Origin of the sequence: Rossellomorea sp. GCM10028870 (genome assembly GCF_042666755.1) — a bacterium.
Lineage (GTDB): Bacteria > Bacillota > Bacilli > Bacillales > Bacillaceae_B > Rossellomorea.
The window spans coordinates 430987-449441 of record NZ_JBHTGN010000002.1 but is presented as its reverse complement, the minus strand read 5'-3'; the positions used below and the strand labels follow the sequence as shown (position 1 = coordinate 449441).

Sequence of the window (18455 nt, the reverse complement as noted above, 5' to 3'; positions counted from 1 at the left end):
TCTGATCCGGGTCGAAAGTAGGCCAATCGGGATCGATTCTTAAAGGATAATCACTTGATGGGCGAACTCTCTACTATTATTAGAGCCAATTAGTAAACTCAAGACTTGAATCAGGAAAAATATAAAGGTTGCATCTGCTTTGCTATTGCCTAAGGGTATCACGGGGACGGCTCTTACGCCTCCGAGCAAGAGAGCCGTCCCTGTGTTTTATAAGATTATTGATAGTTAATAATCGCAGGGCTGGGTTCCATCTTCAACACATCTTCCGGCTCCAAAACCGGCACATCCTTATCATAAAAGATCTTGAATGCCCCATACTGTTTCGGTTCATCACGTATGTATTTCCCGTACAGGGCCTGCTTGTCCGCGGATGCTCCCCAGCCGTCAAAGTTTATGGCGACTTCGACGTTGTCTGTCGGTTGGATCACCTCTTTATTTGTCAGTACGTCACCGGTGAATTGGTGGACGAGTACGAATTTATCCGGGAGGTCGTTCTTTTCCGTAAGTTCCGATACATACTCGACTGCCTTCTGGATTTCCTTTCCATCCACTTGCCCTAGATCCTCTCCGGGTTTCTCCCCTTCGGCTACGTGGAATTCCGTATCGATCGCCAGGTGAACATGCGGGTGCTTGAGCCACTTATCGATCATTTTCACCTGCTCCATAACGGTGTCCGTTCCGAGCTGAACATCGAGCAGTACCAGTGCGTCATGCTTCTCGGCAAGCTCCACATACCTTTCAATATTTTCTTCGGATGTCATTCGCACATAGTCTCCATCAGGACCCGGCTCACTCTGGGCCATCGTCGTAATCAGCTCAATCGTCGGGACCGCCGGACGGTCGGGATCAGCGTCGGAATAGGCCTGCGTCTGTTCCTTTAGCTTCTTCATGTACTCCTCAGGCTCCAACTCGCCCAGAATCCCCATATTTTCAGAATCTGGCGTTCCATAATAGGCAACCAATCGATGATCCTTTAATGGTCCATCGGATGGATCTTTCACCCCTTTTGCCAGCGTTTCACCCGCAGGGACCGAACGCTCGGGATTTCCACCCAGCGCCGCTTGCATATCAGGAATTTCCTGCTGTTCCATATCTGATAAGCTTTCCTTCAAAGACACAGCATTTTCAGACGGTTCCAACGGTTTGAAGGGCTGTTCGGTCTCCTTCGGTTCTTCGTTTTCCGTTTTTTCCGTGTTTGATTCGTCCCGTTCGGAAGTCGGCGCTTTCTTCTCACTTTCCTCTGTGGCCGAAGGATCGGCGCAGGCTCCCAGTATTAGTACTCCTGCTGCAACTAGCAGCAATATTTTTTTCATTGCCTCACACATCCTTTTTATATAGAAGAATATGGAGGACTTTAACACATTTTCCTCTACATGAAACCTATGTAAACAAATTGATAGAAACTCTTAATCCAAACGTTAAAGCTTATGAGGAAACGCTGAGAACAAGGCTTTTATAAAAAATATTCTGATAGTAAACAAGGGAATATTTGGTACAATTAAAGCAGAGGGGGCCAAATGGACAAACCCCATGGCTCCATTTATCGCAAGCGCTTTTGAGAGAAGAGGTCGTACCAGAACCATAGGGCTTTGAAAATGAGAAATTAAGGGGGACTATCAATGATCAATTACGATGGACGCACGTTTGTATCCATTGAAAATACGACGAACGGTGAAGTTTCTTCAAAAACAGTTTTTGAATATAAGCAAGATGGAGATATCCTTTCAGCAACATATAGTGGCGGAGACATTATGAAAGGAACCCTGATTGGCATCGTGAAAGAGGATGGTGGCTTAACGTTTAGATACAACCATGTAAACGTTCATAATGATATAAGGGGAGGTCAATGTACTTCTGTTCCTGAAATTCTACCGGATGGCCGAATAAGACTGCATGAAAGCTGGAGATGGATGGATCGTGACCAAAGTGAAGGGGAATCGATCGTTGAGGAAGTCATATAATTAGTAGTAGTTGAATTCAGCGTTTTTTCAAATCATGGGTCGAGGTGAGGGAGATGGGGACATATGAGCTAAAGCTTATTAACAATCTGTTAGATGTTGATTTAGCTCATTTAGCAGCGCATAGCAAAGAAGAGGGTTTTCGTTTTGTAGAAAGATTAGTGAATGATTATAGAAATGGAAATAACACGTTCAACCGTGCAGGAGAAGGTATATTCGGCGTGTTTAATGAAAATGGCATCCTGGTTGCTATAGGCGGATTAAACAAGGATCCTTTTTCAACTGGTGAATGCATTGGCAGGATGAGAAGATTTTATGTCAGCAAAGAGTTTAGAAGAAGTGGTGTAGGAAACATGCTGGTGCAAAGGATCATAGACGAAGCAAGAAACCATTATGATACATTGGTGCTTCATACAGACACAGAACAGGGGGATGCATTTTATCGGGCGATTGGGTTTTCAAAGGGGGAGCTTTATTCGAGGTCGAGTCATTATTTGAGCTTAGGGTAGCATGGGGACGGACCCGGAGGCAGCTTTTTGGTATAAATAATCCTTAAAAACATAAGGAACAGATTATAGGCACGATTATGGATAAGCTGAATTTTCAACTGAAAGGTGCATAAGAAAGGTCTACCACTTAAAAATCGGGAGAGTGTTCCTATGTTCAACAACTTTCATTTTGAAACGATTTATCGTGAACGGGATGATCGCACCCCTCTAGTGGTAATGATGTGTGGTGTGGCTGGCTCCGGTAAAACGACATTCTCGCAGCACTTAGAGAAGAACGGCTTTGTGCGTCTTTCAATTGATGAAGAAATATGGGCGACTCATGGTCGTTATGGGATTGATTTCCCTATGGAAAAGATGGAGGAATACAAGAAAGTGGCAGAAAGTAAATTGCGCAATGAATTAGTAAAGCTCATTCACGATAAACAACAGGTGGTCATCGACTTCAGTTTTTGGGACCGTGGAAGAAGGGATCGATACAAACAATTAATAGAAAAGTCAGGTGGGAAATGGAAACTGATTTATTTAAAGGTCCATCCTGATGATTTACTTGAAAGGCTTACAATACGGAACAAGCGCTTTGATGCGAATGCGTTCCCGATTTCGGAAGGACTGTTGACTTCCTATTTGAATGGTTTTGAAATTCCTGAGGGGGAAGGGGAGATTGTGGTTGGGAATTAGAGTTACTTTTAACTGGCCAGGGAGAGGGGACAAGGTATCAGTCCCCATGGTTCCGTGTTTCTAGTCGGTCATATACTCATTCACCAACTCATAACATCTATCCTTCGTCGACTCATATAAAGAGATGTACCACGCCACATTTTCAAACGTCCCGCCTTCATACTTCAGTCTTTCTTTCTCGGCTTTCGTTTCTTTCTGTTCGATCCATCTTAACTGTTCCGCTTGTAATTCCTTCATGACCTCTGGAGACAGCTCTTTTTTCAGCAGGGTGTATATCTCATTCAATGCATCATCAAACTTTTCGTAGGATACTCCATAATAGTTTTTCATCGCGTTTGTGACACCTTTATCTGAATCCTTCTTATCTGGCATGGCATCAAGTTCTTTTTGGATGTTGTCCAGTTTGTTCAGAAATTCTGTTCTTCCCTCTATTTTTGTTTTGGGAGTATGATCTTCCATTAATGATTCTTCCGATTGATTCTCCTCGTTGTTATCGGCTTCCATTGTGCTTTCTGAAGAAGAATCATCTGTACTTGCTGGTATCGTATCAGATCCAGACTGATTAGAAGTATCCTCTTCAGGTGAATCGCTACATGCAGACATGAAGACGAATAACATAGTTAATAAGGCTGCCACGGTAAACATTTTTGGGTTCTTCATTTTTACAGCTCCAATTCCTTATTGAAAATAGATTATTTGGTTTATTTTAACATATTTGAAATATCCTATTAACCTGTTAGGGTCCGCTTATTCGTTGCCTCCATGGTTCCTCTTTCATTAACCCCTTCTTAAAACATTTGTGATACAATTTTCGCAAGAAGGCTGTTTCAGGAACCGCGGTACCTGTCCCCATTGCCCGGAAGGAGGTAGAGTGTGATGGAACGTGTAGTTTGTGAGAAAAGGTCCTATTCAAAAGAGTTTCATTCTCATCAGCATGAGTTTGGTCAGTTTCTTTTTCCTTTACAAGGTTCCCTGGATATCCAAACGAAGTGGCAAGAACTTCATCTTGATCCGGACCATTGTTTTTATCTGCCTCCAATGTTTGATCATCAATACAGGTCGATGGACCGGAATGAGTTTTTGATTCTGGATATCCCCCTGAACTATTTACCGGGGGATACAGGAAGCATGTATATGCAGCTTGATGAGCAGTGGGTTTCTATCCGGTATTTACTGTTGGAGGAAGCGGGGAACCCGGAAAATAGGATGTCGTTGATAAGCTTGGCCAGGTATGTGACGACCAAGCTTCAACAATCTTCTTCCCCTTCAATTGACTATATTCATAGACATTTCATGGAGCCGATCAGGTTAGAGACATTGGCGGAATTGGAACATTACCATCCGTCCTATTATTCGGCGTGGTTCAAGAAAAAACATGGTAAGAGCCCGAAAGCGTATATATCGGAACTACGTTTGAAAGAAGCTGATCATCTGCTGCTATCAACAGAATGGTCAATGTCCCGGATCAGTGAGGAGTTGGGCTTTGAGAATTCTTCTTCCTTCACGAGATGGTTTGTAAGACATAGGGGGATATCCCCGCAGCAATATAGAATCCTTAAAAAGGGATAAAAGGATATCAAACTTGGTAAAGAGATTTCTTAGTGGATTCTCTATCCTAAGTTTAGATACTCCTTTTATCTTTTTTTATTGAGGTGAGCAGAATGAAGGGTCCTTTATTAATCTTAATTGCCGGCATCCTCTGGGGAACCACGGGTACAACCCAGGCATTCGCATCGGAGTCGGCACATCCGATCGCCATCGGTGCTGCCCGCTTAGCAGTCGGGGGGCTGTTTTTGATGGGAATTGTCCTTGCGACTGGCAAGTTGAACGTGACCAATTGGCCGGTAAAGCGAGTGGCGTTGGCTTCTCTGAGTATGGCATTCTATCAGCCGCTGTTTTTCACGGCCGTCACCCGGACCGGGGTGGCAATCGGAACGGTTGTAGCCATTGGGAGCACACCTATCTTATCGGGGGTCATTGAATGGCTCGTTTTAAAAAAACGTCCGGATTCCATTTGGTGGTGTTCCACATTCCTATCCATCTTAGGGTGCCTGCTGCTTTTTATCAATAACGAGTCCGTACATGTCGATTCCATGGGACTAATCATGGCTCTGGGAGCCGGGCTATCTTTTGCCATTTACACACTTGTCAGCCGGGAGCTGGTTGAAAACCGCTCGGCATTATCAGTGGTTGCCGTTGTATTTACATCGAGTGCTGTTTGTTTATCCCCTTTTTTACTCCTGTATGATATGTCTTGGATTTGGAGTATTCGAGGTGCAGGGGTAAGCCTTCATCTTGGGATCATGGCAACCGGGATCGCCTACTTATTGTTTGCCAGAGGGCTTATCCATGTTTCTTCTTCAGCCGCCGTTTCCCTTGCGTTGGCGGAGCCGCTGACGGCAGCGCTTTTGGGAGTTTTCATCGTGGGTGAATACTTGAGTGTCGTTTCTTGGATGGGGGTTATGCTGTTGATGCTGGGAATCGGAATCCTTGTATGGTCGTCTAAGGGTTCCGGTGTTGGAAAAGAAGGTGGGGGAATTAATGAAAAATGGAGACAGGTGTAGTTGCCGATTATAGAGTATGCGTTTAAATGATCGTTTACTATAGATGGATTCTTGATTGAGAGTTTTAGCGTTGATCTCTACCGGTTGATGATACTTTGAAGTGACATCTATTTTAGAAGAGTGGCTTTAATCGCATAGTGGGGCCTGACCCGCGGTACGTTGAAGGTTGAACGTGCCGGGGCAGGCCTTTTTGTTTTATTAAAGCACTCCTTGAATATAAAAAACTTCCCACGCTGTACATAGATTGTTAATAGTTTCGTAACATTTACCCTCTAAGATGAAATCAACAGCAAAGTTCAACCGAGCAAAATCAATCGAGGAGGAAATAAAATGTTAGAACATAATCAAAATGAAGAAATGAAACATATAGAATCAGACAATATGGAATCCGTGAAGAAAGAAGAAATGCAACGAAGCCCGAAGCCGAAGAAGCCTTTTAAAGGGCGGGGGTTTCTAAACACGGTAGGTGCCGGGATCATCGGTTCGGTCCTGACACTGACGGTATTACCTCAAACCGACTATTATCAGAACCTGGCTCAGCCGGGCATCGAACAATCGGCAGGGGACAACGGCAAGGTGGAGTCTTCGGGTGATTCGGAGATCAATCCTACAACGGTATCAACGGGTAGCGGCGATGTGGCGAATATTGTGGAAGATGCCTCTGAATCGATTGTCGGAATCGTCAATTATCAACAGCAGAATGGCATGGGTGCATCTCAAGAAGCTCAAGCAGGGACAGGTTCAGGCGTTCTCTTCAAGAAAGAGGGGGACAGTGCGTATATCATCACAAACAACCATGTCATTGAAGGGGCATCCAAGATTGAAGTGTCTCTCTATGATGGCCAGAAGACCGATGCGGAGCTAATTGGGGCAGATCCACTGACGGACCTTGCCGTATTGAAGATCGATGGGAAATATGCAGACAACCTGTTGGAAGTGGGAGATTCCAGTGCATTGCGCGCCGGTGAACAGGTGATCGCGATCGGGAACCCTCTCGGACTCGATTTATCAAGGACGGTGACACAAGGAATTGTCAGTGCCGTTGATCGTACGATTCCAGTACAGACATCTAAAGGTGAATCTGAATTGAATGTCATTCAAACAGACGCGGCGATCAATCCGGGTAACAGCGGAGGGGCACTTCTGAATTCAAAAGGTGAATTGATCGGGATCAACAGTGCGAAGATCTCGAACTCCGGTGTGGAAGGCCTTGGGTTTGCCATTCCAAGTAAGGATTTCCTGCCGGTCGTAAGTGAAATCATCAAAACGGGGAAAGTGGAACGCCCGTATATTGGAATTGGAATGACGAATCTTTCTGATGTTCCACGCAACTACTTGGGGAATTTGCCTAAGGAAGTGGAGTCGGGTGTGATTGTCGCCAATATTGATGACACATCAGCGGCAGCAGAAGCCGGGATCAAAGAGGGCGATGTCATTACGGAGCTGAATGGAAAAGCAGTAGCGGATGTGGCCGATTTGAGAAGGCAGTTGTACGCTGACCTGAAGGTGGGAGATCAGATTGATTTGACCATTTTCCGAGGTGGAGAAGAAATAGCGATCAGTTTAACTTTGACTAGTAATGCGATGGTTAATTAATCGATAGGGTGTGTGGTGCCTGGTACAGATGGAGTGGATGGTGCCAGGCACAGATGGAGTGATTTGTACCAGGTACAGATGGAGTAAATTGTACCAGGCACAGATGGGTTGATTTGTACCAGGCACAGATGGAGTGAATTGTACCAGGCACAGATGGAGTGAATTGTACCAGGCACAGATGGGTTGATTTGTACCAGGTACAGATGGGTTGATTTGTACCAGGCACAGATGGAGTGAATTGTACCAGGCACAAATGGGTTGATTTGTACCAGGTACAGATGGAGTGAATTGTACCAGGTACAGATCGGTTGATTTGTACCAGGCACAAATGGGTTGATTTGTACCAGGCACAGACCGGGTAATTTGTACCAGGTACAAACCGTCCAAATTGTACCAGGCACCAGAAACCGGGCACCAGAAACAACAACTGAACCAAATACAAACAATTGAAGATAAAGGAGTACGGGTGAGTGGATAAAAAAAAGCGTTCGATCACGTTATGGAGTGTCATAGGGGGCATTGTCGTCGTCGGCACGATGCTTGTTATGTTTGGCTTTTCGAAGGATGAAGTGGTGGCGAAGGTGGGAAGTAAGTCGATCAGTAAAGAAGACTTGTATACGACGCTTGTGGATCAGTATGGTGAAGCGGCCCTGGATACACTGATTGCCGAGAAGATTGTGGAGCTTGAGAGTGACAAGCAGGCAATCACAGTCAAGGACAGTGAGATCGATGAGGAACTGGAGTCAATGAAAGATTCGTATGGGGGAGAAGAGGCATTCAATGAGGCATTGGCCTCGAGCGGAGTGAGTCTTAAGAGTGTCAAAAAGAATGTCGAATCGTTTTTGTTAACGGAAAAATTGTTGAAGGACAGAATCTCAATTAAGGATGATGAGATTAAAGAATATTTTGAAGCGAATAAAGACTCGTTTGCCGAGGAAGAGCAGGTAGAGGCAAGCCATATTCTTGTAGAGGATGAGGAAACGGCCAAGGAAGTGAAGGACAAGCTTGATGACGGAGGGGATTTCGCTGAGCTTGCGAAAGAATACTCCACTGATACGTCCAACGCTGAATCAGGCGGAGAGCTAGGGTTTTTTGCAAAAGGTGAAATGGTGACGGAATTTGATGAGAAAGCGTTTGCCATGAAGAAGGGTGAAATCAGTGAGCCTGTTAGAACGGAATTTGGCTATCATATCATCAAGTTGACGGACAAAAAAGACGCGAAGGAAGCGGTTCTCGACGATCATAAAGAGGAAATAAAGGATATTCTGTTTGATCAGGCACTTCAAACGGAGTATGGCACCTGGCTTGAGGAACAAAAAGAGGAGTACCAAATCGAAAATTTATTGAAAAGTTCATGATCCGGCAACTATTTGTTCATGATTTGGTCATAACTTCTGGAGAAAATGACAGGGCAGGGGATCGAATCCCGACTTCATCGTCAGCTACATAGATGGGTTCGATACCTGTAACACATTAAAGGAGGAAATAAAAATGAATAAGAAAACCCTAACGTATGTACTGACAGGTGCCTTATCTGTCGGGATCCTGGGGGCTCTTCCAGCCTTTGCTGCCGAGGAGGACACAGCGAAGACGAATGACTCGGCTGTTGTAAGCGAAGAGACCAAGCCGGCATTTGGCGGACATCGCGGCGGTGGAAACGGGATGTTCCATCTGAATGAGGAACAGTTGAAGGAAAAAGCAGAAGAACTTGGAATCGACACCACTGATAAGGATACCCGGGAACTCGCGAAAGAGATCATGGATGCTGAACTCGAAAAAAGAGCAAAAGAATTGGGTATTGAAACAGAAGGAAAGGATCACCATGCCGTCATGGATGAAATTCGTCAGGCGGAACTAAACGAAAAAGCGAAAGAGCTGGGGATTGCAACAGACGGAAAAGACCAGGAAGAGCTCTCTCAAGAGGTAAGGGAAGCGCTGGTAAAACAGAAAGCGAAAGAACTTGGAGTGGAAACCGAGGGCAAGGACCTGGATGAGCTTTCTGATGAAGTAAGGGAAGCAGCACTTCTGAAGCAGGCAAAAGACCTTGGAATTGAGACAGAAGGAAAAGACCATCATGAATTGAAACAAGAAATTTTCGAAGCTTCCATTTTAAAAGCAGCTAAAGAACTGGGCGTTGAAACAGAAGGTAAGACGTCGAAAGAACTGATGGAAGAAATCATGACCGATCATGCCGACGAAGCGAAGAAACTGGATTTTTTCCCTTTTAATAAAGAAGAAGGCTTCTTTTTCCTAAAGGGCGGCAAGGGCCATCACGGTGGTCCGGGTCATGGAAAAGGTCCTCATGGATCGGTGCATGAGGCAGAACAGAGTGAGGAACCAGCAGCCGAATCCCAAAGTGCCACATTATAAGGATGGAAATCCCCGCCAGGTGAGCGGGGTTTTTCGTTATGAGGAAATAATTAGAACCGAGGGGTAAAAACGACTATAATTTAAATAGAAAGAAGTCGGGAAAGGAGCGATGTTGATGAACGTGCTGGTAGTAGAAGACAATAAGAGTGTCACGTCGATGCTTGAGATGTTTTTTATAAAAGAAGGCATACAAGGAGAGTTTGTCCACGACGGGGCTGAAGGGTACCGGCGTTATAAAGAAGGGATTTGGGATCTTGTCATCCTGGACTGGATGCTGCCGGGGATGGACGGGGTCACCATTTGCAGGAAAATCAGGGAGGAAGGGTCACAGGTCCCGGTCATCATGCTGACGGCGAAAGACAGTGAATCGGATCAGGTGCTCGGGCTCGAACTCGGTGCCGACGATTATGTGACCAAGCCCTTCTCACCCCTTGCTCTGATGGCAAGGATACGTGCTGTCTCGCGGCGGTATCAAGGAGAGAAAAACAACGGGACAGGAACTCAGGATGTTTCGACGGCAGACTTCCAAATCAGTAAGGAAACACGTGAAGTCCTTCTGAAAGGCGTTCCCCTTACCAATCTGACGCCAAAGGAATTTGAATTGCTCTATTACCTTTCACGGCATCCCCGTCAAGTGTTCTCGAGGGAACAGCTTCTCGAACGCGTATGGGGGTATGATTTCTACGGGGACGAACGGACGGTCGATGTACATATCAAGCGGCTTCGCAACAAAATCGGCAGCAAGGAACAGCCGTACCTGCATACGGTCTGGGGAGTAGGGTATAAATTCGATGAGACGGCGGCCGGGGATGAAATTTAGATATCTTTATCAGCTGCTTCTCAGCCATACAAGCGTACTCATAATCGCCTTCATGATCCTCGGCCTCCTGTTTTCCCAGTATGTCGAAAATCTTGTCTACGAGAATAAGGTCACGGAACTGAGGTCGTATGGGGAGAAAATTTTATCAGACCTTGAAAGACCAAGCCCGAGAAGACCTCTTTATCTGGAGGAATACAGCAACTTGCTTCATGCCCGGAACATCGATGTGATCACGTTCAATCGCCAAGGAGAGGTATCATTCTCCAGGGGAGGGGTGTACCCGCGGATCGAGCTCTCCAAAGAAGAGTGGCAAAAAATCGAACGGGGTGAAACCGTCCCGCTGAAAAAAGATTTCGGACGTTTTGACCAGGCTGTATCCCTCGTCATCATGCCAAGGATCATCAATGATCAGCTGGCTGGCGGACTGATCTTAATTTCACCGATCAGCGGCTCGAGGGAAATGCTGAGTGAAATCAATCGATATCTCCTGTATATCGTCCTCCTGTCACTGGCGATTTCTCTCTTGATCAGCTTGTTCTTATCAAAGCTCCATGTGAAAAGAATTCAGCGGATCAGGGATGCCACTTCCCGTGTGTCATCCGGTCATTACGATGTTCACGTCCCAAGCTCCAACTTCGATGAAATCGGCGATCTTGCTGAAGACTTTAATAATATGGTCACGAAACTCCGGGCATCCAAAGAGGAAATCGACAGCCTCGAGAACCGGAGAAGGCAGTTCATGGCGGATGTGTCACATGAGCTGAGAACACCGCTGACCACGATTCGCGGTGTCATTGAGGGAATCAGGAACGACATGATCCCCGAAGAACAGAAAGAGAAAAGCTTCGGTCTCGTCAGCGAGGAAACGAGGCGGTTGATCAGACTTGTGAACGAAAACCTGGACTATGAAAAAATCCGCGCAAACCAGGTAGCGATCACGAAAGTCACCTTACCATTACTGGATGTTTTCGAAGTCATCAAGGAACAGCTCGACCTGCAGGCTGAAGAAAAGGGGAACGAAATCAATATCCTTGCAGATCCTGATGCAATAATACACGCTGACTATGACCGGCTCATTCAAATATTGATCAACATTACGAAAAACAGCATCCAATTCACCTCTGGAGGAACGATCACGTTAAGCGGCTCCACTTCCGGGACAGAAACCGTCATCGAAATCGAAGACACAGGAATCGGCATGGATTCCGAAGAAATCCGATCGATTTGGCGCAGGTTTTATAAAGCGGACCTGTCCAGGACGAATAATCCATACGGTGAATTCGGTATCGGACTCTCCATCGTGAAGCAATTGGTGCTCATGCATGAGGGGACGATTGATGTTTTCAGTGAGAAAGGCAATGGTACGAAGTTTGTGATTCGGTTGCCGTTGTAGGTAGGGTATTTGTTTCAACTAACGCTTTAAATATGCCTGCCCCCAGGTAATGGAGGGCAGGCTTAATTATTATAAAAATATATTACAGATATATAATATCCACAATTGACTCAAAAAAATATCAATCTACGGTATTTTGTGACCGTTCTACTGAAAACAGCCAAATAATTTTTTTTGTCGTATACTCCTCCTTGAGTTTAGAAAATCTCTTCAAATAAAGCTGCATTGACTCCTATTGCTGTTTTGCTGCCTGCAGCGGCTGCGATAATTAATTGAGAGGGGGCAATGATGGAGGTGTCGCCACATGCAAACAACCCTTCCACATTGGTGTGGCCGGTTGCATCCGTGATGATTGCGCCTTGATCAGTGAATTCACACCCCAGTTCTTCCCCGATGGTAGATGCTTGCCCCATTTCCGGTACAACGAACCCTCCTTCTCGCCGGACTGTGATTCCATCCTCAAACGAGATCTTTTTCAAATAACCATCCTCACCAATAAGGGAAGAAATCTTCTGTTCATACACGCTTATCCCTTTGTTTTCAAGAATCGTCTTGTCATTTATGGATAGGACCTTGTTTCCATTTGTACACACAATCAGGTCGCTGGACCAGTTGTAAACAACCTTTGCCATATGAAAAGCCCTCGTATTTTCTGCAATGACAGCCAGCGGACGGTCCCTCAACTCCCATCCATCACAAAAAGGACAGCTAAAAACAGAAGTTCCATAATACTGCTTGAGGCTGTTTATTTCAGGGAACGTTTCCTTAAGTCCAGTAGCCAAGATTACTTTCTTGGCATGATAAACATCCCCGGCCTCTGTTTCAATTGTGAATCGCTGGTGATCCTTCGTGACCTTTCCTACTCGCTGTTCTATGATTGTAACGTCCGGATAGTTTCCGAGTTCTGCACGGGCAATTCGTCTTAACTCTGAGGGATTTATTCCATCCCTGGTGATAAACCCATGTGACTCCTTGGTAACGGAGTTTCTTGGTTTGTCATCATCAAATAAAACCGTTTTTCGCCGGGATCTGCCAAGGACCAAGGAAGCGTTCAGCCCGGCTGGACCTCCCCCGATTACAGCACAATCTAACATGATTTCATCAGCTCCTTAAATTGAGTTTTCTTTCCTGGATTTTTCATCGATCTCTTTGGCAATATCGATGAGAAATCTGTTCGCCAGATCGTCTTTCATGTTTTGCTCAGCCTCGATCATCACATTCTCGATCAGGCAGCCCTCACGATGATCCATGGAGCAATAAAATAAATTAGATTCTCCTTCAATAGTCTTTATGACATCGAGGAACGAAATCTCATCATTCTTCTTTGACACCTTATATCCTCCATTAACCCCCGGTGTCGATTCAACCAAACCGCCTTTTGCAAGTTTGGTCAGTATTTTCGAAAGGTAGGTCGGTGAAAGGTCTTGCATTTCTGCCAAACTTTGAACCCCGATCGTACTTCCTTTCGGTACCGTTAGTAAATGCACCATTGTGTGTAATGCGTAATTTGTGGCTTTTGAGTATTTCATAATTTCTTCCTTTCTGAGTTATTGAAGATATTAAAGACTCTTTTTATCTATGATTAAATCAAGGATATCTCACTGTTGTGGATATGTCAATGTGGGAGATTGTGAAGGTTGTATTGAGGCGGTTTTATTAAGTGGTGTGAAGAAGAACAGGTAGATGATCTGGAAGATTAGTGGAAATGGTTGTTTGAGAATTCCAGCGTGTTAAAAGGATAAGTGCAACAAGGGAAATTAAAAAACCGCATGGACTCCAACAATCCATGCGATTTTCATATATTGTAAGATTAGTTCATCTCTTCAAGGAACGCTTTATTAAACACATCCAGAAGATATTCCAGTGTGATTGGATCACTATACGTAATCGCTTTTGTATCTAATTCTATGACTCTATTGTTTTTAACAGCAGGGATATTCTTCCATGTCTGTGTTTCCATAAATGAACCGTCACCGTCCTGGTTTTTACTAAGGACGATATAATCTCCTACAAACTCTGGAAGGACTTCAGTGCTTAGGGCATAGTAGCCTGGTCCTAATGCATTTTCTTTCACTTTTTCAGGCATTTCCAGTTTCATTGTTTGATATAATAATTCGGTGCCCCGCGCCCAGTTGTTCCCGAATACATAAGCCGATTTCGTATCGTATTCAAAGACTGATACAGTGGCATCCTCACCGATCTTTTCTTTAATCTCTTTCCCTGCTTCATCTGCACGGGTAGTGAAATCTTCAACCCAATTTTTTGCTTCCTGCTCTTTATTGAGTAGCTTACCGATTTCGATTTGCTGTTCCAGGTAATCCAATTTCCCCCACGTATATGCAACTGTAGGAGCGATTTCACTCATCTTATCAATATTTTTCGAGTGTGAGCCCACGATGATAAGGTCTGGCTCCAGCTCAACGATTTTCTCGATGTTTTCCTCTGATACCACTTCAATTCCCTCCAGTTTCTCTTGAAACAGGGGATTCATATTCGTCCATTCATCGACCCCGACAATTTCACCATCCAAGGCAAGTACGTTTGGAGCGTTCGAAAGCGCCACAATACGGGTAGGATTTGCCGGTACCTCAACAGGGCCGGTTTCTGATTGATATGTAATGGTTTCTGATGCTGATTTCTGATTAGCATTCTCTTCCTTTTGTTCAGTCTTTGCCGTCTCGGTGCTGCCACAAGCATGAAGAATGAAGATTGCCATGAGCAGGAAGGGGATGAGTATTTTTTTCAATTTGTTTTCCTTCTTTCTAATTAATATTGATAATCATTCTCAATGATGTTTTAAATATACTAATGATGATTATGGTTGTCAATAAAATTTTACATTGGTTCAAAAGTTTGGATAATTGGAAATTATAGTGATTTTTTTTGTATACGAAGGGTGCTTTAAAGACAGGGGGGCGTTCTTTAAATTGAACAGTGGTGGGTCAGGTTCCCATACCTTTATGGGTCATCTACAGGTGGAAATATGGTTTGTGAAACGAGTAAACGAATAATATGATCAAAGGTATATGATGGGGACCTGCCCCCCTTGGGATAATTCTCTAACGTGCCGGGGCAGGCCCTGATTTATAACGGGGACAAGGGACCTGTCCCCGTGGCTTTCGCTCTCTGTCGAAAAACATTAAGTCGGGACTTATTAATGATGAAACAAATTCCATCCATTTCCGTTATAATAGTTATTGATGAGTGATTTTTGTTAATATTAAAAAAATAATCGAAAGTAGGGAAGCAATGGCGATGAATCATTCTGATTTGCTGACTGGTTTACTGTTGAACCTTCTTGTCATTTTGATCGTTATTCTACTTTTAAACTTTAATTATCTTTCTAGAAATAAAGTACATAAGCTTCACATTCAACCACTTTCGATCTATTTGGCCAGTTCACTTCTCTTGTTGCTTAGTCTGGCTTTGTCCGTTCAATTTGAAGATGGATTTGTCTATGATTTGCGGTTCATCCCTTTTCTATTAGGGGGGATATACGGTGGGAAGCGGGTCTTACCTTGGCTTGCTGTCACGATGATTGCGATCCGTGCTCCGATGATGGGTCCGGGATTAGTGGTTACGGTGATCATGGCGATTGTCTTCACGTTTGTGATTATGTATATGCGTCCTAATTTGGAGAACAAAGCATGGAAGACGAGGGTGTACTGGTACACGTTGATGTCGTTCGGTTACTCGGTTCTTTCATTATGGATCCCGTCCCTGATTTTTGATTTCGATTATTCCAGCTCGTTCCTGGTTTATTCAGCTGTCCTGAGCGGATCGACGTTCTTTGTTTTTTACTTGTGTGAAATCATCCGAAAGATCTACATTCTTCAGGTGGAAGCGATTAAATATGAGAAAATGCAGGTGGTCAGTCACCTGGCTGCGAGCATGAGTCACGAAGTACGGAATCCGCTGACCACTGTAAAGGGATTTCTTCAGCTGATTAATGAAGATCCATCCAATGTAAGCACCAATAGCGAACTGTCGAAGGTGGCCGTCAGTGAAATCGACCGTGCCACAGAGGTGATCAACCAATACTTGAACTTTGCCAGGCCTCACCCGGAGCTTGAGATGGAAGTGGGGATCCGGAATGAGATCAACCGTTCGAAGGAGATCATCATGCCCCTTGCTGTCAAAAAAGGGATCATCTTAAAGGCAAGCATCCTTCATCACCTTTCAATCAAAGGCGATCCCAACAAGCTGCAACAGGTTCTCATCAACGTCATGAAAAACGGCCTTGAAGCAATGGAAACGGGCGGTACGCTGCGAATCTTCAGCTACCAAGAAGGAGACAAAGTGTTCATTGTCATTAATGATACAGGAGTCGGGATGACCAAGGAACAACTCATGCGCCTAGGGGAACCCTACTTCTCCATGAAAGGCAAGAACGGGACGGGCCTCGGAATGATGACCGCCTTCCAACTCGTGGAAGGCATGAAAGGTACCATCAAAGTCCTAAGCAAACCGGGCAAAGGAACCTCCGTCATCTTATCCTTTCCAATCCATGGGGGAGAAGAAAAAGTAAAAAGCGTCAAACAAACAACAAAGGTCCGTCCCTCACTGCGTTAATGCTTTACCGGAGCGAGGGACGGACCTTGGCTTTTGAGGTGGGACAGTGGGGAAAGGCATCTTGTCCCAGGATGGAGAGATTACTAGTTTCATTTCCATTTTGGTGCTTATTTCGGATAAGTGGATGTAGCTTTATGTATTTTATATAAATAACACGGCTATTCCAATGATCAGGAAGATTAGCAGGATCGATAATATGATTACTCTTCTATTCATGTTAGCAGCCTCCTAAGTTGATGAAGTTACACTCATCTTAACATAGATTTTCTGGGTCTTGATTCGCGTTCCCTGATAACGCGTTGAAGGGCCGGTGTCATTTGGGGTACTTCGGTCCAGGTCTTGGGTTGGAGCCAAGGTGCCTGTCCCCTTGGCCTTTTTCGTTATGATCGACTAGACAAGGGAAATAAAAAAAACCGCATGGACTCCAACAATCCATGTGGTTTTCATATAGTGTAAGATCAATTCAACTCTTCAAGGAACGCTTTTTTAAATACATCCAGAAGATATTCCAGTGTGATTGGATCACTATACGTGATCGCTTTCGTATCTAATTCTATGACTCTATTGTTTTGAAAGGCAGGGATGTTCCTCCATGTCTGTGTTTCCAGGAAAGATCCGTCACCATCCTGGTTTTTGATGGCTTTAATGGGAGCGGGCTTTATTAAAAGAATCATAAACGATTTGGTTTATCGATACATCTGATTTAACGTTGCGCTCTTTGATATCATTACAAAATATGGATAGTTTTTCTATGTTAAGGCGGTGAAATAAATTGATTGATCAAATAAAAAAACTAGTGGAGCATTCAACAGAGGACGAAGTGAAATCCCTGCTATTCCACATACTGTTACGAATCAATATGGCGGAAGAAACAGAGCAAGCCCAGCTGTTAAAAGATCTGAAGAACACCTATCACAATTTTGTGGAGTATAAAAGAAGTCAGGCTGTGACGGTAAAAAACTATGAAACCGTCCATATCTTGTTTGGAGATTCTGCATCCGGGAGTTTGAAAGTGGCCTTAAAAGAAAGGGATGTAGGAGACGCTAAGGTGCTCGCTTTTTCGGATGTGTTCTCCATCGGTCCCGTATGGAAACTGCATGAAGAACGAGGGCTTCATTACCGTTATGAATGGCTCGAAAATCATATTCTTTTTGAAGGTGATGAACTAGCGGAATTCCTTGAAAGGTTCAATGAAACGATATCGGAGATTGAGGCGATTCCTGATCATATTCCCATTACGATTTGGGTCGGTGGAAATGCTCACGAACAAACGGCCATGCGATATGTTCTGTATCTATTAAAAGAAAAGCAAAACGATCTGTATATCATGAATACAACCCATTCCCATACCTTGCACACTGGAGAACTTCCCCCAGAGAAGGTAGGGCTCATATATGAAAAAGAATCTGCTCCATTGAATAAAGAACAAAGAATAGCTTACGAAGAGGAGTGGCAAGAGCTGTCTGCCACACAGGAAGTATTGAGAATCTGGGAGAATGGTGAAATAAAAAGGGTCCGGGAAGATTATTATGATGAGTACATCATCCATACAGCTGAAAAACTGCATAAAGAGTTGGAGAATCAGGGGTTCATGAAATCAGCGCGACTGATAGGTGAAGTGCTGGGCCATGTGGAACAATATATCGGAGACGGATATTTTGAGTATCGAGTAAGGCATTTAATCATGAATGGCGTATTTGAGATCGAAGGGGTCCCGAAAGCGATGAGGTTTTATAGTGTGAAACGTAAATAAAATGGGCGGTCTTTCACGCCCGCCCGTCATTTTGTCTCTAATCCTGCAACTTCTTATCCAGCTTGTCAGAAATGCTTTGCAGGATCCGGTTTTTCTCTTGTTGGATCTTCAGGAACTTCATCAAGAACCAGATGATGAATATAATGGGAGCCAGGTAAAACAAAAGGGTCAATAGCGGGAAAATGCTGAACAGGACATCATTGGACATGGATGGGTCTCCTCTCGGTTATTGGATAATTATA

General features: G+C 44.4%; 20 protein-coding genes. 12 read left to right on the top strand and 8 right to left on the bottom strand.

Features of this window, described 5'->3' with window-relative positions; translation table 11 throughout:
- Window positions 1–215: 215 nt before the first annotated feature.
- Window positions 216–1313 (bottom strand): hypothetical protein, encoded by a 1098-nt coding sequence (locus ACFQWC_RS13060; protein ID WP_377107766.1) that lies wholly within the window; start codon window positions 1311–1313, stop codon window positions 216–218.
- Between the two features lie 306 nt (window positions 1314–1619).
- Between ACFQWC_RS13060 and ACFQWC_RS13055 the strand changes: the two genes are divergently transcribed.
- The 3 genes from ACFQWC_RS13055 to ACFQWC_RS13045 all read left to right on the top strand — a co-directional run bounded on the left by ACFQWC_RS13055 (window position 1620) and on the right by ACFQWC_RS13045 (window position 3145).
- Complete coding sequence (locus tag ACFQWC_RS13055) at window positions 1620–1961, top strand: avidin-fold protein (protein WP_299742411.1); 342 nt, start codon at window positions 1620–1622, stop codon at window positions 1959–1961.
- A gap of 53 nt (window positions 1962–2014) precedes the next feature.
- Complete coding sequence (locus ACFQWC_RS13050) at window positions 2015–2467, top strand: GNAT family N-acetyltransferase (RefSeq protein WP_377107764.1); 453 nt, start codon at window positions 2015–2017, stop codon at window positions 2465–2467.
- A gap of 150 nt (window positions 2468–2617) precedes the next feature.
- Window positions 2618–3145 (top strand): P-loop nucleotide/nucleoside kinase family protein, encoded by a 528-nt coding sequence (locus tag ACFQWC_RS13045; protein ID WP_299742416.1) that lies wholly within the window; start codon window positions 2618–2620, stop codon window positions 3143–3145.
- Window positions 3146–3205: 60 nt separating this feature from the next.
- On the opposite strand, the gene ACFQWC_RS13040 is transcribed toward ACFQWC_RS13045, so the two are convergent.
- Window positions 3206–3805 carry a lysozyme inhibitor LprI family protein gene (locus ACFQWC_RS13040; protein ID WP_377107762.1) on the bottom strand — a complete coding sequence of 200 codons (600 nt, stop codon included), beginning with the start codon at window positions 3803–3805 and terminating at the stop codon, window positions 3206–3208.
- Window positions 3806–4021: 216 nt separating this feature from the next.
- Here ACFQWC_RS13040 and ACFQWC_RS13035 point away from each other — a divergent pair, with 216 nt between their 5' ends.
- From ACFQWC_RS13035 to ACFQWC_RS13025, 3 genes are all read left to right on the top strand, one after another.
- Window positions 4022–4714: a helix-turn-helix transcriptional regulator gene (locus tag ACFQWC_RS13035; protein ID WP_377107760.1), complete on the top strand. Its 693-nt coding sequence runs from the start codon at window positions 4022–4024 to the stop codon at window positions 4712–4714.
- Window positions 4715–4806: 92 nt separating this feature from the next.
- Complete coding sequence (locus tag ACFQWC_RS13030; RefSeq protein ID WP_377107758.1) at window positions 4807–5709, top strand: DMT family transporter; 903 nt, start codon at window positions 4807–4809, stop codon at window positions 5707–5709.
- Between the two features lie 330 nt (window positions 5710–6039).
- Window positions 6040–7305: a S1C family serine protease gene (locus tag ACFQWC_RS13025; protein ID WP_377107756.1), complete on the top strand. Its 1266-nt coding sequence runs from the start codon at window positions 6040–6042 to the stop codon at window positions 7303–7305.
- Here ACFQWC_RS13025 and ACFQWC_RS13020 read toward each other — a convergent pair.
- Window positions 7302–7706, bottom strand: coding sequence for a hypothetical protein (locus ACFQWC_RS13020; protein ID WP_377107754.1), 405 nt, complete (start codon window positions 7704–7706; stop codon window positions 7302–7304). The genes ACFQWC_RS13025 and ACFQWC_RS13020 overlap by 4 nt on opposite strands.
- A 69-nt stretch (window positions 7707–7775) precedes the next feature.
- Here ACFQWC_RS13020 and ACFQWC_RS13015 point away from each other — a divergent pair, with 69 nt between their 5' ends.
- The 4 genes from ACFQWC_RS13015 (at window position 7776) to ACFQWC_RS13000 (ending at window position 11888) form a co-directional block, all read left to right on the top strand.
- Complete coding sequence (locus tag ACFQWC_RS13015; protein ID WP_377107752.1) at window positions 7776–8663, top strand: foldase protein PrsA; 888 nt, start codon at window positions 7776–7778, stop codon at window positions 8661–8663.
- Between the two features lie 133 nt (window positions 8664–8796).
- Complete coding sequence (locus ACFQWC_RS13010) at window positions 8797–9675, top strand: hypothetical protein (protein WP_341357548.1); 879 nt, start codon at window positions 8797–8799, stop codon at window positions 9673–9675.
- A 115-nt stretch (window positions 9676–9790) separates the two neighbouring features.
- Window positions 9791–10495, top strand: a complete 705-nt coding sequence (locus ACFQWC_RS13005) for a winged helix-turn-helix domain-containing protein (RefSeq protein WP_341357549.1) — start codon at window positions 9791–9793, stop codon at window positions 10493–10495.
- Complete coding sequence (locus tag ACFQWC_RS13000; protein ID WP_377107749.1) at window positions 10485–11888, top strand: sensor histidine kinase; 1404 nt, start codon at window positions 10485–10487, stop codon at window positions 11886–11888. Before ACFQWC_RS13005 ends, ACFQWC_RS13000 begins: the two co-directional genes overlap by 11 nt.
- A 197-nt stretch (window positions 11889–12085) precedes the next feature.
- Here the strand turns inward: ACFQWC_RS13000 and ACFQWC_RS12995 are convergent, their stop codons facing one another.
- The 3 genes from ACFQWC_RS12995 to ACFQWC_RS12985 form a co-directional block, all read right to left on the bottom strand.
- Complete coding sequence (locus tag ACFQWC_RS12995; RefSeq protein WP_377107747.1) at window positions 12086–12982, bottom strand: NAD(P)/FAD-dependent oxidoreductase; 897 nt, start codon at window positions 12980–12982, stop codon at window positions 12086–12088.
- Window positions 12983–12997: 15 nt separating this feature from the next.
- A complete protein-coding gene (locus ACFQWC_RS12990) occupies window positions 12998–13417 on the bottom strand; it encodes an Rrf2 family transcriptional regulator (protein WP_299742443.1) in 420 nt (139 codons plus the stop codon).
- Window positions 13418–13698: 281 nt separating this feature from the next.
- A complete protein-coding gene (locus ACFQWC_RS12985) occupies window positions 13699–14634 on the bottom strand; it encodes an iron-hydroxamate ABC transporter substrate-binding protein (RefSeq protein WP_377107745.1) in 936 nt (311 codons plus the stop codon).
- Between the two features lie 503 nt (window positions 14635–15137).
- Between ACFQWC_RS12985 and ACFQWC_RS12980 the strand changes: the two genes are divergently transcribed.
- On the top strand, window positions 15138–16460 hold the full coding sequence (locus ACFQWC_RS12980; protein ID WP_377107743.1) for an ATP-binding protein: 1323 nt from the start codon (window positions 15138–15140) through the stop codon (window positions 16458–16460).
- A gap of 458 nt (window positions 16461–16918) precedes the next feature.
- Here the strand turns inward: ACFQWC_RS12980 and ACFQWC_RS12975 are convergent, their stop codons facing one another.
- Entirely contained in the window at window positions 16919–17134 is a 216-nt protein-coding gene (locus tag ACFQWC_RS12975; RefSeq protein WP_299742451.1) for a substrate-binding domain-containing protein, read from the bottom strand.
- 98 nt (window positions 17135–17232) lie between these two features.
- On the opposite strand from ACFQWC_RS12975, the gene ACFQWC_RS12970 reads away from it, so the two are divergent.
- Window positions 17233–18213 (top strand): DUF1835 domain-containing protein, encoded by a 981-nt coding sequence (locus tag ACFQWC_RS12970; RefSeq protein ID WP_299742453.1) that lies wholly within the window; start codon window positions 17233–17235, stop codon window positions 18211–18213.
- A gap of 37 nt (window positions 18214–18250) precedes the next feature.
- Here ACFQWC_RS12970 and ACFQWC_RS12965 read toward each other — a convergent pair whose 3' ends face one another.
- Window positions 18251–18421 (bottom strand): hypothetical protein, encoded by a 171-nt coding sequence (locus ACFQWC_RS12965; protein WP_299742456.1) that lies wholly within the window; start codon window positions 18419–18421, stop codon window positions 18251–18253.
- Window positions 18422–18455 lie beyond the last annotated feature (34 nt).

Bases quoted from the DNA above. Each gene is read 5' to 3' on its own strand.
- ACFQWC_RS13060 (WP_377107766.1), bottom strand. From the start codon at position 1,313: ATGAAAAAAATATTGCTGCTAGTTGCAGCAGGAGTACTAATACTGGGA.
- ACFQWC_RS13055 (WP_299742411.1), top strand. From the start codon at position 1,620: ATGATCAATTACGATGGACGCACGTTTGTATCCATTGAAAATACGACG.
- ACFQWC_RS13050 (WP_377107764.1), top strand. From the start codon at position 2,015: ATGGGGACATATGAGCTAAAGCTTATTAACAATCTGTTAGATGTTGAT.
- ACFQWC_RS13045 (WP_299742416.1), top strand. From the start codon at position 2,618: ATGTTCAACAACTTTCATTTTGAAACGATTTATCGTGAACGGGATGAT.
- ACFQWC_RS13040 (WP_377107762.1), bottom strand. From the start codon at position 3,805: ATGAAGAACCCAAAAATGTTTACCGTGGCAGCCTTATTAACTATGTTA.
- ACFQWC_RS13035 (WP_377107760.1), top strand. From the start codon at position 4,022: ATGGAACGTGTAGTTTGTGAGAAAAGGTCCTATTCAAAAGAGTTTCAT.
- ACFQWC_RS13030 (WP_377107758.1), top strand. From the start codon at position 4,807: ATGAAGGGTCCTTTATTAATCTTAATTGCCGGCATCCTCTGGGGAACC.
- ACFQWC_RS13025 (WP_377107756.1), top strand. From the start codon at position 6,040: ATGTTAGAACATAATCAAAATGAAGAAATGAAACATATAGAATCAGAC.
- ACFQWC_RS13010 (WP_341357548.1), top strand. From the start codon at position 8,797: ATGAATAAGAAAACCCTAACGTATGTACTGACAGGTGCCTTATCTGTC.
- ACFQWC_RS13005 (WP_341357549.1), top strand. From the start codon at position 9,791: ATGAACGTGCTGGTAGTAGAAGACAATAAGAGTGTCACGTCGATGCTT.
- ACFQWC_RS13000 (WP_377107749.1), top strand. From the start codon at position 10,485: ATGAAATTTAGATATCTTTATCAGCTGCTTCTCAGCCATACAAGCGTA.
- ACFQWC_RS12995 (WP_377107747.1), bottom strand. From the start codon at position 12,982: ATGTTAGATTGTGCTGTAATCGGGGGAGGTCCAGCCGGGCTGAACGCT.
- ACFQWC_RS12990 (WP_299742443.1), bottom strand. From the start codon at position 13,417: ATGAAATACTCAAAAGCCACAAATTACGCATTACACACAATGGTGCAT.
- ACFQWC_RS12980 (WP_377107743.1), top strand. From the start codon at position 15,138: ATGGCGATGAATCATTCTGATTTGCTGACTGGTTTACTGTTGAACCTT.
- ACFQWC_RS12975 (WP_299742451.1), bottom strand. From the start codon at position 17,134: ATGATTCTTTTAATAAAGCCCGCTCCCATTAAAGCCATCAAAAACCAG.
- ACFQWC_RS12965 (WP_299742456.1), bottom strand. From the start codon at position 18,421: ATGTCCAATGATGTCCTGTTCAGCATTTTCCCGCTATTGACCCTTTTG.